General features: G+C 53.5%; 10 protein-coding genes, 1 tRNA gene and 1 pseudogene. 2 read left to right on the top strand and 10 right to left on the bottom strand.

Translation table 11 applies throughout. The features are described 5' to 3' along the window. Positions 1–17: 17 nt before the first annotated feature. The 10 genes and pseudogenes from I5P96_RS10715 to I5P96_RS10670 all read right to left on the bottom strand — a co-directional run bounded on the left by I5P96_RS10715 (position 18) and on the right by I5P96_RS10670 (position 10,893). Complete coding sequence (locus I5P96_RS10715) at positions 18–2,372, bottom strand: ABC transporter permease (protein WP_223382036.1); 2,355 nt, start codon at positions 2,370–2,372, stop codon at positions 18–20. Beyond that, entirely contained in the window at positions 2,369–3,052 is a 684-nt protein-coding gene (locus I5P96_RS10710) for an ABC transporter ATP-binding protein (RefSeq protein WP_223382034.1), read from the bottom strand. Before I5P96_RS10710 ends, I5P96_RS10715 begins: the two co-directional genes overlap by 4 nt. Before the next feature lie 101 nt (positions 3,053–3,153). Continuing rightward, positions 3,154–4,191, bottom strand: coding sequence for a sensor histidine kinase (locus I5P96_RS10705; RefSeq protein ID WP_223382032.1), 1,038 nt, complete (start codon positions 4,189–4,191; stop codon positions 3,154–3,156). Between the two features lie 9 nt (positions 4,192–4,200). Then, positions 4,201–4,881 carry a response regulator transcription factor gene (locus I5P96_RS10700; protein WP_223382030.1) on the bottom strand — a complete coding sequence of 227 codons (681 nt, stop codon included), beginning with the start codon at positions 4,879–4,881 and terminating at the stop codon, positions 4,201–4,203. A gap of 460 nt (positions 4,882–5,341) precedes the next feature. Next, a complete protein-coding gene (locus I5P96_RS10695; protein WP_005926942.1) occupies positions 5,342–6,052 on the bottom strand; it encodes a response regulator in 711 nt (236 codons plus the stop codon). Beyond that, a complete protein-coding gene (locus I5P96_RS10690) occupies positions 6,045–7,928 on the bottom strand; it encodes a DUF4118 domain-containing protein (RefSeq protein ID WP_411703519.1) in 1,884 nt (627 codons plus the stop codon). The genes I5P96_RS10695 and I5P96_RS10690 overlap by 8 nt, the downstream gene beginning before the upstream one ends. A gap of 279 nt (positions 7,929–8,207) precedes the next feature. Further along, positions 8,208–8,855, bottom strand: a complete 648-nt coding sequence (locus I5P96_RS10685) for a potassium channel family protein (protein WP_015565003.1) — start codon at positions 8,853–8,855, stop codon at positions 8,208–8,210. 11 nt (positions 8,856–8,866) lie between these two features. After that, the gene (locus I5P96_RS10680) at positions 8,867–10,204 is read right to left on the bottom strand and encodes a TrkH family potassium uptake protein (protein WP_223382026.1); all 1,338 of its coding nucleotides are present in this window, start codon (positions 10,202–10,204) and stop codon (positions 8,867–8,869) included. Between the two features lie 110 nt (positions 10,205–10,314). Continuing rightward, a pseudogene (locus I5P96_RS10675) lies at positions 10,315–10,512 on the bottom strand (DUF6061 family protein); the annotation flags it as partial. Between the two features lie 297 nt (positions 10,513–10,809). After that, a tRNA-Leu gene (locus I5P96_RS10670) sits at positions 10,810–10,893 on the bottom strand. A gap of 234 nt (positions 10,894–11,127) precedes the next feature. On the opposite strand from I5P96_RS10670, the gene I5P96_RS10665 reads away from it, so the two are divergent. After that, positions 11,128–11,502 carry a DUF3592 domain-containing protein gene (locus tag I5P96_RS10665; protein ID WP_223382025.1) on the top strand — a complete coding sequence of 125 codons (375 nt, stop codon included), beginning with the start codon at positions 11,128–11,130 and terminating at the stop codon, positions 11,500–11,502. A 12-nt stretch (positions 11,503–11,514) separates the two neighbouring features. Then, positions 11,515–12,450: an FKBP-type peptidylprolyl isomerase gene (locus I5P96_RS10660; protein ID WP_223382022.1), complete on the top strand. Its 936-nt coding sequence runs from the start codon at positions 11,515–11,517 to the stop codon at positions 12,448–12,450. Positions 12,451–12,501 lie beyond the last annotated feature (51 nt).

Here is a 12,501-nt window from a genome sequence, read left to right as displayed (position 1 = left end):
GCATCTGTTGTTCTGGCTTATAATTCACTGATGGTTGCAGTAATGGGCTGCATGAGGATTCGCCTGACCGGGTTATATACTGCCAGCACCACAGCCGCCAGCACGACTATGACAATCACGGCAAGACAGCCCCACGGCACCTGCCACGCTGCACCGAAATAATGGGTGATGAGCAGGATATACAGCTTCCGATTCAGCACAAGACCCAGCGCAATGCCCACCACAAGACCGGACACCGCATAGGTGCCAGCTTCGGCAGAGATCATGCGTTTCAGCTGTGCATCATCCATCCCGATGGCACGCAGGATGCCATACTGCTTCATTCGTGCCGACACGCTCATGGAAATGCTGTTGACGATGTTCAGAATGGTGATTCCTGCAATCACGATGAGAAACGCATAGACCACCAGATGGAACGCCCAGTAGGTGCTTTGTATCATCCGATTTCCTTCGATTCGGTTGGAAAAAACAACCTGCTTGTTTAACGTGTCGCTCAGCAGGGTGTGTATTTGTGCAATGGCTGCGTCTGCTGTGGTATCTTTTAGTTGAATATCGATCACCGCATAGCGGTTTTGCCCGGTCAGCTGATGGAAGGTTTCTTCGGTGCAGATAACAATCGGGGAATCGGTACTACTGAACGGGCTGTCGTTCAATACACCCACGACTGTGAGCTTTGCATCCTCCAGCTGAATGGTATCACCCACGGTCAGGGAGTTGCTTTTGTCGAATACCGTCAGCACAGGGTATGTGCCATCCTCCGGCTCCTGCGGAAGGGTTCCGCCAATCAGGTCTTTTTTCGCCCAGCCAAACTGTATCGTATCGTATGAAATCAGGTCGATGGCCCTCTGTTTTCCCTGATATTCCGCCGGGAGCGGGCAATACATCCGCCCGAATGCGTGTTTGACTTCCGGCAGAGCTTCCAGCTGCTCCACCAGCACCGGGTCAAGGACATTTTGCCCGGATGTTTCAGCCACCGATAAGTCCGGTGCGTAGGGCTGCAACGGATTCAGCGCAAATCCAACCCATCGAAGCAAAACCGAAAAGCTCAAAAACAGGAGAATGCTCAACGCAAAGGAACCTGTCATCAAAAGCAGATTCTTTTTGGACGAGGTTGCATGGCTCACGCCCAAAGAAAGCTCTGCACAACTTCCAAACAACCGAGCATGACACGGAGAAGCCGCTGCATTTTCCACCGCATTCCCGGTTGCTGCTGTGATTGGAGAAGCTTTTGCCGCCCGCCGTGCCGGAGAAGATGCCGCGAACCAAACCGTGACTAGTCCCAATACCATTCCGCAAACAATGCCGACCGGGCTTATTCCGAACGCCGGCAAAGAGCTGAACTCATCGCCGACAAATCCACGCAGAAAGGAACACAATCCCCATGTGGAAACGATTCCCAGCACACACCCTGCTGGAATAGCAGTTTTACACCAGAAAAGAGCTTCCAACCGGACAAGCATCCGAACCTGATTTTTTCCCGCCCCAAGACAACGCAGCATTCCATAATAGCTGGTACGCTGAGCTACATTGCTGTTGATGCTGCCTGTGATCATAAAAATTCCGGCAAGGACGACCATGCCAGCCAACACAGCCGCTACCGTATATAAGCCTACAATATAATCGTTGTTGCTGCTTGCGTTCAACGCCATCAGGTAAGTATTTTCGGAGATTTTTTCTTCTGAAATGCCGTACTCTTTTTCGACATTTTCAATGGACTGCCGCAAATTGGTGCGTGGCTTGAACTGGATGTAATACTGTGTTTCAAAGGATTCTTCTACCTGTGCGGCAATCTGAGAAAATGTACTGCGGTTCATCACCAGCACAACAGCATCATACTGGTTCGCATCGGAGGTATCCTCATTGAAACCTGCGACAGTAAGCGAAATGGTCTTTCCATCCGGGAGCGTCAGCGGAATCGCTGTACCGACCGTAACATCCAGCCAATCCCGGATGTTTGCTGTCACGAGCACTTCGCCATCCGCCGGGGCAGTGCTACACTGCATTCCCGGAAAGATTTGAAGGATCGCATCATCTGCTCCTACCAGTGCGGCACGTTTATCTCCGGCAAAGTAGTTTTCCGTAAGGGAAGCGTTGATGTCGCTATACGCCGAAAATGCAGCAACATTCTCCTGTGTGGCAAGCTCTGCGGCTGTTTCAGGGGAGATGTCCTTTACCATGATATGCCAGTTTCCGTTTTTGTTCAGCTGGTTTGAGGTTTCCATCCGAATCGCCATATCTGCCATACTGAACACCGCCGTGACCAGAAACACCGCAAGGACGATGCACAAAATCGTCATGCGGTTCTGCCGTCTGCGTACCTTGGCAGAAATCGGGATCAGGCTCAGATAGCTTTTCATTTCTGTGCTGCTCATTCCCGGCACCTCCCAAAATCGGTCAGGCAGCCGTCCGATACCTGCAACACCCGGTCTGCCGTCTGCGCAATGCTGCGGTTGTGGGTGATCATCAGGATGGTCTGCTCGTATTTCCGGGACGTTTCTTTCAACAGGGCAATGACCTCGCTGGTGTTCTGGGTGTCCAGATTGCCGGTCGGCTCATCCGCCAAAATCAGGGAAGGGCGGGTCATCAGGGCGCGGCCAATGGCTACCCGTTGCTGCTGCCCACCGGAAAGCTGACTTGGCAGATGCTTCCGACGGTCTTTCAGATTCAGCACGGTCAGCAGTTCTTCCAGATATGCCCTGTCCGGCTTTTGGTAGTCCAGCAGCACCGGGAACAGGATGTTCTGCTCCACGGTCAGCTCCGGGATGAGGTTGAATGCCTGAAAGATAAAGCCGATATTGCGGCGGCGGAAAACCGTCAGCTCCCGGTCTTTCATGGCAAAAACATCCTTGCCATCAATCAGCACCTTGCCGGAAGTCGGCGTATCCAGTCCGCCGATCAGATTGAGCAGGGTGCTTTTTCCGGAGCCGGATTCGCCAACGACCGCCACATATTCGCCTTTCGGCACGGAAAAGCTGACATCTTTCAGCGCATGGACAGCGGTTTCTCCGCTGCCGTAGGTCTTACAGAGGTGGTTGACTTCTAATAGTTCCATAGTGTATCCCTCACTTTGCAGGTTCCTTCGATTCAGACGGATTATCTCTGTCTGTGTAGAAAAGGATAACGCGTCAACCTTACTGCAAGCCTACACCCAGCCTACAATTTTGTAGGAATCGGAAAATTCAGAGTAAAGGTCGTGCCCTTTCCCAGCTCGCTGTCTACTTCAATGGTGCCGTGATGGGCTTCCACAACGGCTTTTGCCAGCGGCAGACCCAGCCCGATGCCCTGTGTATCCTGTGAGAAGCGGCTGCGATAAAACCGCTTGAAGATATGGTATAGATCCTCCGGGTGGATGCCGCTGCCGTTGTCGCGCACTTTGATCTGAACCATGGACGGCAGTGCATTCCACTCTACTTGAATCGTATCTCCGCTCTTTGTGTGGTCAAGGGCATTCTTTACAAGATTGTCCACAGCTTCCTGCATCCAGTCACGGTCGCACCAAAGTGTAACCGCCTCTGAGCCGGACAGAACAAGCTTTTTCTGTTCCTGCTCTGCACGATAGTGATACTGCCGCGCGATGTCCTGCACCATTTCAGCAACATTTTCGTTTTTCTTCTCCAAGATGACCGAGCCGGCATCCAGCCGGGTGATTTTGAGCAGATTCTGCACCAGCGTTTCGATGCGGTCCAACTCCTGTTCGGACAGGTCTGCAAACTCTTTGACCTCCGACGGCGAAACAGCTTCGTCCTGAAGCAGACCGTTGTAGATATTCAACGCCGCCAGCGGTGTTTTGAGCTGGTGCGAAATATCTGCAATGGTATTTTTCAAAAAACGCTTCTCCCGCTGCTCGTTGTCTGCGTGTGCGCTCAGAACTGTTGCCAATGCATTAACGGAGTGAAACAGACGGTAAAGTTCTCCCTCCCGGTCGCAGTCCAGTCGTGCATCCGGGTTGCCATCCAGACAGCTTTGGATTTGCTGGACTGCCTGTTCCAGAAGCGCGCTCTGCCTTTGGAAATAGCGAAAAAGCACGCCCCAGAGACAGCCGCCCAGAAGCAGAAAAACCAATAGTAACCCGAAAGAAAATACATGCGTCGTATGCCATACGATACCCTGCGTGAGAGCCAATGCCACCGCCCAGACCGCCAGCACTGTCCGGAACAAATTTCGGATCTCCCGGTTTGCGAATACTTTCATACGGCACCTTTACCCATTCCATTTATAGCCCATGCCGCGGACAGTCAGCAGCATCTGCGGTTTTCCGGGGTCGTCCTCAATCTTCATCCGCAGCCGCCGGATGTACACTGTTAAGGCACTGCTGTCAATGTAATCCCCATCGCAGTCCCACAGTGCATCCAGAATTTGTTCCTTGGATAGCACGGCATTCGGATGCTGCAGAAAGAAGCAGAGCAGCTTGTACTCTGCGCCGGTCAGTTCCAGCAAGATTCCGTTTTTGTATGCCTGCCCCTGCAGCAGCCGGACGGTGATGCCGCCCGATTCCAGTACGGGTTCTCCTGCGCTGGACGCATTTGCACGGCGAAGCAGTGCATTGACCCGCGACAACAGGACACCCAGCTTGAACGGCTTGGTCAGGTAATCATCCCCGCCCAGTTCCAGTCCCATGATGATATTCATTTCCTCATCCGAAGCAGTCAGGAACAGAATCGGCACGTTGGATGTGCGCCGCACCTTCTGGCAGAAATCGAAGCCAGAGCCATCCGGCAGGGAAACATCCAGCACCAGCAGGTCATATTTTCTGTCCGACCACAGCACCTCGGCTTCTGCCAGCGTCCGGGCTGTATCCAGTGCAAAGCCCTGTTTCTTGAATGCAAAGGTCAGCCCACTGATCAGGCTCAGATCATCTTCCAAAAGGAACAGTTTTCTCATGATTCCCTCTCTTTTCTGCGTTTTGTGTATCCTACAGGTTCAAAAGCATTATAAGTTTTTTCTGCGAACATTACAATGTGCGAAACGGAAATTGTTTCTTGCCGCGTGTTAAATATAAGTCCTACTATCGCCGCTTTACTGCAATAAAATTTGCAAAATCATCTTGACGTGCTCTGCAATCCATGATACTCTCTATCGCAAATCCCACCGAGCTTGTCGGGGCAACGCCCCTTCATCTGCTGTCGCAGACCGCGCTGCCGCTTAAAAGCCCCACTGGGGCTTTCATTGCTGCGCTGCGCTGCGCAAACGCGAGCTTGCCTATGGCAGGCGGAACAGGACTCATCACACCGCCAACAAAGAGAAACAGAGCGTTCCCGACGGGGAACGCCCTGTTGTACATATCGCTATCGTCCGTGGCTTTTGGCAGGGTGCGTCCGGGTGGACGCGCCCTGTTTTTTTACTATGCTTCATCATTTTCTGCGCGCAGCATCCGGTATCCGACACCGACATGGGTCTGAATCAGATGCGGCGCATCCGGGTATCGTTCCAATTTTTTGCGCAGGGATGCCATGTAAACTCGCAAGGAGGCAATGTCATTTTCCTGCGTACTGCCCCATACTTTCTGCGTGAGGGAGGTATGCGTCAGCACTTTGCCCACATTATGCGCCAGCACACACAGCAGCTTGTACTCGATGGGGGTCAAATGCAATTCATTCTCGCTCAGCCAGACGCAGCCTGCCGAGAAGTCAATCTTCAAAGGACCATTGACAAAAACCGGACTGTTTATGCCGTCAGAAGCCAGCAGATTCAATCGGCGCTGCGTTACACGCAGTCTTGCCAGCAGCTCATCCACGGAAAACGGCTTTGTCAGATAATCGTCTGCGCCGTTGTCCAGTGCCTCGATCTTATCAGAATCTTCGCTCCGGGCACTCAGGACGATGATGGGCAGGTTCGACCATGTGCGGACGCTGCGGATGACCTCGATGCCGTCTATATCGGGCAGCCCAAGATCCAGCAGCATGATGTCCGGATTGTGGCTGGTAGTCATCATGATCGCCGTTTCCCCATTGGAAGCAGTCAGATATTTATAGCCGTGGGTTTTCAGGGTCGTTGTGATCAGACACCGTACAGGAACATCATCCTCTACAACCAGAATGGACGGCTTATTCATGAATATTCACCTCACTTTGCGGCAGTGCAAAGGAAAAGACACTGCCATTGGGAATGTTGTCACGCAGGGTCAATGTTCCGCCGTGAGCCGTCAGGATCGCACGGCAGAGGGGCAAGCCCAGTCCAAGGCTGCGGTGGCTGTCTGCGATGCGGCTCTGCCCGGTATAAAACATCTCGAACACCTGTGCTTTTGCGCGATCCGGAATGCCGGAACCGTTATCTGCAACGTCCACTACGACCTGATGGTCTTTCCGGTAAGCCGAAATCTGAATGACCGAGCCCACGGGGGTGTATTTGATGGCATTATCCACCAGATTGACAACGACCTGCATGATCAGCCGTGCATCCACATTGACCAAGAGGATCTCGTCCCCATACTGTGTTGTGATGGTGTGTTCGCAGCTTTTCCGGTTGACATGATGCAGTGCTTCTTCGATCATTTCGTCCATCAGCTGCGGCGAGATCTGCAGATTCATCCGCCCATCTTCAATGCGGGTGATGGAAAGCAGATTTTCCACCAGACCGATCAGCCATTGCGCATCGTCAAAAATATCGGTGCAGATCTTGTTCCGGGTCTCTGTATCCAGCGTTTCTCCGTTGGAAAGCAGATTGCTGGCATTGCCGGAAATGGAGGTCAGCGGGGTGCGCAGGTCATGGGAGATCGTGCGCAGCAGATTTGCCCGCAGCTCTTCATTCCTTGCCTGCAATGCAGCTTGCTCTTTTTCCAGCGCGTTTCTGCGGTTTTCGATGGCCAGCGCACCTTCGCCCAGAATGGAAAGCAGCACACTGTTTTCAAAGGCATCCAGCGGTTTTTCGGACAGATCGATCCCGATCACCCCAAACACGCCGCCTCCGGTCCGAAGCGCAAGATAAAGCCCCTTTGCATCCGGGTAGCTATCCGTGCCTGCGCCGGAACGCTTTTTGTTGGCAAACGTCCAGTTTGCTGCATCCCGTTCTTCCGGTGCAGAAAAGATGTTACACGGCACTTCCCCATCAATCTCAAAAACCTGTTCTGACCCAAGATCTCCGTTTTGTTCCGGGTAAACGATCAAACTCCGGTTCAGCAGCTTCATCAACTGGGACGCTGTCTGAGAGAGGATTTCTTCCTCGCTTTTTGCTCTCTGTAAAAGCTGATTTGTATCAAACAGTATTTTTGTACGGAACGCTGCCTGCGCAGACATTTTTGCATGATCCTTCAGCCGCGTTGTCAGGGTGCAGGTAATGATTGCAGAGGTCAGCATCAGGGCAAATGTAACCTGATAACCGGGATCATACGCATGGAATGTCAGGCGCGGTTCCGTCAAGAAAAAATTGTATAGCGCAACACTGGCAATAGAGCCCAGCACACCGCAGGTGTAACCGCTGGTACACAATGCGGTGAACAGCACCCCCAGCATATAGAACGTAATAATGTTATAGCGCGCAAAGTCCAATTGTAAAAAAAGAAAGCCGATGAGCGTGATGCAGCTCAAAATGCCTGCGGTGATCAGCAGATCACGGACAGACGGCAGAAACGGACGGATGAACAGCCTCCGTCCTGAATCGTAGCCGTTCTCTGCAGAAGCATCCGGGATGATGTAAATATCCAGATTAGGCGCAGTCATCGTCAATTTTTCAGTCAGTGACGGTCCACTCCAGAAATGGCGGCGATGTACGCTGGAGCGCCCCAGCACGATTTTTGTAATGCCGGAGATGCGGGCAAACTCTGCGATCTGCTGTGGAATGTCATCCCCGTAGATCGTAGAAATGTCGGCACCTGCCTGCTCTGCCATACGAATGTGCTGCTGCAAGCGCCGACAGTCTTCTTTTCCCATCTGATCCGAATCCGGAGTCCGGACATACAGAGCTGTAAAGGTCCCGCCGAACGCTTTTGCCATCGTTGCTGCCGTCCGCACGATCTTTGCATTGGAGGGAGAGGACGACAGACACGCCAGAATATGTTCAGTGGGTGGGTCGTTCTGATTCATAAAGATCACCTGCCTTGCCCACAGTATAGCACAATTTGATGGTCACGACCACCAGCCGCGTCTTTTTCCTTCTTGTCGAATGATTTCCTTTCGTATGTGATCCAGCGCATCTGCTGCCCAAAATCCACTCAACATGACTCCAAGAACCATCAACAACAAAACGACATCCATATGATCCGTCCTATCTTTTCAGAGCCGGAAACACTTTTGGATCGATGCGTATTTCCCCAAAACCAGCATGCTTTCATCCCGGCACAGCTGCGTATCCGGCGTGATGTTCATATCGAGCTTTCCGTCTTTTTTCAGCGCAAGAATATTGATGTTATACTTTTTTCGGATATTGATCTCGCCGATCGTGCGATCCATCCATTCCGGCGGAATGGTCACTTCCATGATGGCGTGGTCGTCCTGCAGCTCGATATAATCCAGAATGTGTTCGGAGCTGTATCGGATCGCTGCCCACTTTGCCAGCTGCTTTTCCGGGTAGACCACTTCATCCGCACCGTTGCGCAGCAGAAACTTGGCTTGTACATCCCGCTCTGCACGCGAGACCACAAGCTTTGCTCCCAATTCTTTGAGCAGCGATGTTGTTTCCAACGAACTCTGAAAATTGCCGCCGATGGTTACGATACACACATCAAAATTGCCGACACCAAGGGAACGCAGAAAGTATTCGCTGGTGCTGTCACCGATCTGTGCATTCGTCACATAGGAAAGCACGGCGTTCACACGGTCTTCGTTGCTGTCAATCGCCATGACCTGATGACCCAGCTCATTCAGTTCCTGCGCAATATGGCGGCCAAAACGGCCAAGCCCGATCAAAAGAATCGATTTCATACTTGTCTCCTTTATCCGATTGCGATTTTCTCCTGCGGCAGACGAGAGTGGGCAGGGCTGCTGCCAAATGCCGCATAGATCAACGTCAATCCGCCAACACGCCCCAAAAACATCAGTGCGATCAGCACCCCCTGCGAAAGGACCCCCAGCTGCGGCGTGATGCCCAATGTCAGACCTACCGTTGCCACAGCCGAAGCAGTCTCATACAAACAAACTGCCATCGGCAATTGCTCTGCCGCAGCAATGACAAAGGCTCCGAGGAAGAACAGCGTCAAATACATCCCTGCGATCGTAGCAGCATTCTTGACCGCAGAACTATCTATGCGCCGCCCGAAAAATTCCGCATCTTCTCTGCGGCGAAAGGTCGCCCACATATTGGCCAGCAGAACAGCAAATGTTGTGGTTTTCATGCCGCCTGCCGTGGAGCCAGGCGAACCGCCCAACAGCATCAGAACCACCATCAATGCCTGTGAAGTGCTGCCCATCGCAGCAAGATCGGCGGTGTTAAAACCGGCAGTACGAGGGGTAACGGATTGGAACATCGACAATAAAATGCGCTGTCGGGCAGAGCCTGCCGTGAACTCGAAGCAATAAAAGTACAGCGTCGGCAGTACCAGAAGAAACGCCGTTGTGACAAGGATCACCTTGCTCTGCATCCGATAGCGGTGAAAGTCAAGGCGGTATGTACAAATGTCCTCCCATGTCAGAAAGCCAAGGCCGCCAAAGACGATCAGGGCCGCGATCACTGTGGTAAGCAATGGGTCACCTGCATACCGTGTCAGCGAAACAAATTTTGCACCCTCTGTTCCCAGCAGATCAAAACCGGCATTGCAGAACGCCGAAATGGAATGAAACAGTGCATACCAGATCCCGCGCAAGCCATAATCGGCGCAAAATGTCGGCAGCAACAGTGCAGCACCGGCCAGTTCAAACAGAGCGGTGATCCGCAGAATAAAGCCTGTCAGCCGCACGATGCCGCCCATCTGTGGGGCAGCGGTGGCTTCCTGCATCGTGCTGCGCTGCTTGAGGGAGATCTTTCGCCCGGAAAGCAGCGCAAAGGCAGCGCCCACTGTAATGACGCCCAGTCCTCCGATCTGGATCAGAAGAAGAATCACACTCTGCCCGAATGCCGACCAGTAGCTGCCGGTATCCTGTACCACAAGGCCGGTCACGCAAAGGGCAGAGGTGGAGGTAAACAGTGCCTCATGGAACGGTGTGACGCACCGCTGTTGTGTAGCAATCGGGAGCATCAGAAGCAATGCGCCCACCAGACCAACTGCCGCAAACCCTGCAATAATGACCTGAAAAGAAGAAAAACGGTGCTGCCTATAATGAGGATATTGAATCATAAAAGCTCCTTTACCTATCCGTGTGCATAAAGATTAGCACGGAATAGATAAAAGAGCCGTAAAGAAAATTGTAGAAGTATAAAGATTCCATTAAAATTGATCGGCTAACACTAAAAAATGCCTGACATCACCAGCGCAAAAAAGCGGTAATGTCCAGCATTCATTCGGATTTCTAGTCCATGGCTCCCGGCCACATTCTTCAAATATTCCTCTGGGTCACCGTTCAAAATCAAATCCGCATAGCCCAGCGGGTCATTATAGATGAGATAATTCAGTTCTAACCTCTGCGCCATGGTCACATCCAGTGCACTGGGGCTTTCATTGCTGCGCAACCGCGGCATTCTGCTTTCCGAAGAAAACAAAAAATCCGAACCCCTCTCCTATCGAGAAAAGGTTCGGATTTTCTATTTTAACGGCAGTCTTCCCGGTAGACATTCCTACGGGTCCAGGAACCGCGCACGAACAAAAGCCCCACTGGGGCTTTTGTTGCCCCGCCTGCGGCAGGGCCGTGCTGTTCAAGTCCTCTTGTCCGCATAGCAGAGCGTTTCCAAAAGGAGGGACGCAAAAGAAAAACGACAGCCTTTTTGAAAGCTGTCGTTTGAGAGTGCGGATAAGAGGACTTGAACCTCCACCGAGTTGCCCCGATTAGAACCTGAATCTAACGCGTCTGCCAATTCCGCCATATCCGCATATTTTGTTTTCGTTCGTGAGCTGTGTCGCTCGGAACGATAGTAATTATACCATGGAAACCGGAAATGTCAAGCGCTTTTTTCGAATTTTTCTGACAAAAATTCCGGATGAAATTTTGGCACCGGAATGAGGACGATGGGGCGAAATTTTCGGTGAAATATGATACAATAAGACCTGAGCTGTCCGGGGCCGGGGGCCCTGCGGCAAAATACGATGGAATGAGGGAACCACACATGTTCAACTTTCTGATCTTTATCATCGGGGCGGCGCTCATGTTCGGCATGGGGGTGCGCAGTGTGCTTGCGCGGCGGCGTTTGCAGACAAAAGGCGAAAAGGTCACCGCCCGCGTTGCGGGCACCGCGCAGGGCCGGGACGGTCAGGCCTATGTGCTGGAATTTGAGACGGCAGGCGGCAGCCACCGCCTCCATTACCCGAAAGCGGCCAAGGGCAAGGGCTTTGCGGCCGGGGAGACCGTTACCTTATATTATGACCCGGAAGATCCGGAGAAGATGTATGTGGAAGGCGACCGCGCCGTGCTGGGGGCCGAAGTGCTGTACTTTGCGCTGGCGGTGGTGCTGGTGCTGCTGATGGCCGGATTTGTGCGGTGAGGAGGAAATGCTATGAAATTGGAACATTTTGGGATGCCGGAACCGGGCGACTGCCGGGTGGTCTTTTCGGCCAGTGCCGAGGAGCTGGAAGCAGCGGTGCAGGCCGAGCAGGCGGCACCGGATGCGCCCAAAGAGGAAGAAGACCTGCTGACGGCAGCGGTGAACCGCGCCATTCTGGAAGGCTTTTCGCCGCTGTTCGCGCAGCTGATGGAAGAGCACCGGCTCGTCCCGGTGACCGACCCGGACTTTGAGCTGCTGGCCGTCAACCGGGCCGAAGGGTTCCGGGCGGGAGCGGAGTTTTTCTGCCTGCCGCCGTTGGAGCTGGGGCGGTACACCGGCTTTGTGCAGCCCATCCGGCCCCGGCCTATCCGGAAACTGACCCTTGAACTGGAGATCAACCGCCACCACGGCGACGAGGACCGCGCCGCCGACGAGGCGGGCAAAAAAGCTCTGCGGGACCGTGTGGCGCGGGAGATCTACAAGACCCGCTGCGCCCAGGCCGAGACGCTGGCCGAGCGGGAGCTGGTCTACCAGCTCGGCGGCGAGGTGAAGGGCGCGCTGCCGAAGCAATTGGTGGCGGGCAACTACTTTGCCGAGCAGCGGGAGTTCAACCTGCGGATGCAGGCAAACAACATCAACTTTGACCAATACCTGAAGGTGCAGGGCCAGACGGTGGAACAGTTCCGGGCGGAGCTTCACGCTCAGGCGGAACAGAAACTGCGGGGGCGTCTGGGGCTTCTGCTGGTGGCCGAAGCGGAACATCTCTGGCCCACGGAGGCCGAGGTGCAGGCTGCGCTGGAGAGCTGGAACGGGGAGCGGACCTTCCCGTCCAACGACAAGCGAAAGCTGCGGCAGGGCATTGCCAGCCAGCGCGCAGCTGCCTTTGTGCGGGCGCACTCCACGCTGACCCCGCCGCCGGAGGAGCCGGTGGTGGTCGAGACGGTCTGAAACGACGGGCGGCAGGATTCTGGCAAACAAAAATGGGATGCTCGAAACGAG

This window comes from Faecalibacterium prausnitzii (assembly GCF_019967995.1).
GTDB lineage: Bacteria > Bacillota > Clostridia > Oscillospirales > Ruminococcaceae > Faecalibacterium > Faecalibacterium prausnitzii_E.
The sequence above is the reverse complement of the archived record's forward strand: the minus strand, read 5'-3'. Positions and strand labels throughout refer to the sequence as shown.

Coding starts and splice junctions, on each gene's coding strand:
- I5P96_RS10685 (WP_015565003.1), bottom strand. CDS start 8,855: ATGAAATCGATTCTTTTGATCGGGCTTGGCCGTTTTGGCCGCCATATT.
- I5P96_RS10715 (WP_223382036.1), bottom strand. CDS start 2,372: ATGAGCAGCACAGAAATGAAAAGCTATCTGAGCCTGATCCCGATTTCT.
- I5P96_RS10700 (WP_223382030.1), bottom strand. CDS start 4,881: ATGAGAAAACTGTTCCTTTTGGAAGATGATCTGAGCCTGATCAGTGGG.
- I5P96_RS10710 (WP_223382034.1), bottom strand. CDS start 3,052: ATGGAACTATTAGAAGTCAACCACCTCTGTAAGACCTACGGCAGCGGA.
- I5P96_RS10660 (WP_223382022.1), top strand. CDS start 11,515: ATGAAATTGGAACATTTTGGGATGCCGGAACCGGGCGACTGCCGGGTG.
- I5P96_RS10665 (WP_223382025.1), top strand. CDS start 11,128: ATGTTCAACTTTCTGATCTTTATCATCGGGGCGGCGCTCATGTTCGGC.
- I5P96_RS10690 (WP_411703519.1), bottom strand. CDS start 7,928: ATGGCAAAAGCGTTCGGCGGGACCTTTACAGCTCTGTATGTCCGGACT.
- I5P96_RS10705 (WP_223382032.1), bottom strand. CDS start 4,191: ATGAAAGTATTCGCAAACCGGGAGATCCGAAATTTGTTCCGGACAGTG.
- I5P96_RS10695 (WP_005926942.1), bottom strand. CDS start 6,052: ATGAATAAGCCGTCCATTCTGGTTGTAGAGGATGATGTTCCTGTACGG.
- I5P96_RS10680 (WP_223382026.1), bottom strand. CDS start 10,204: ATGATTCAATATCCTCATTATAGGCAGCACCGTTTTTCTTCTTTTCAG.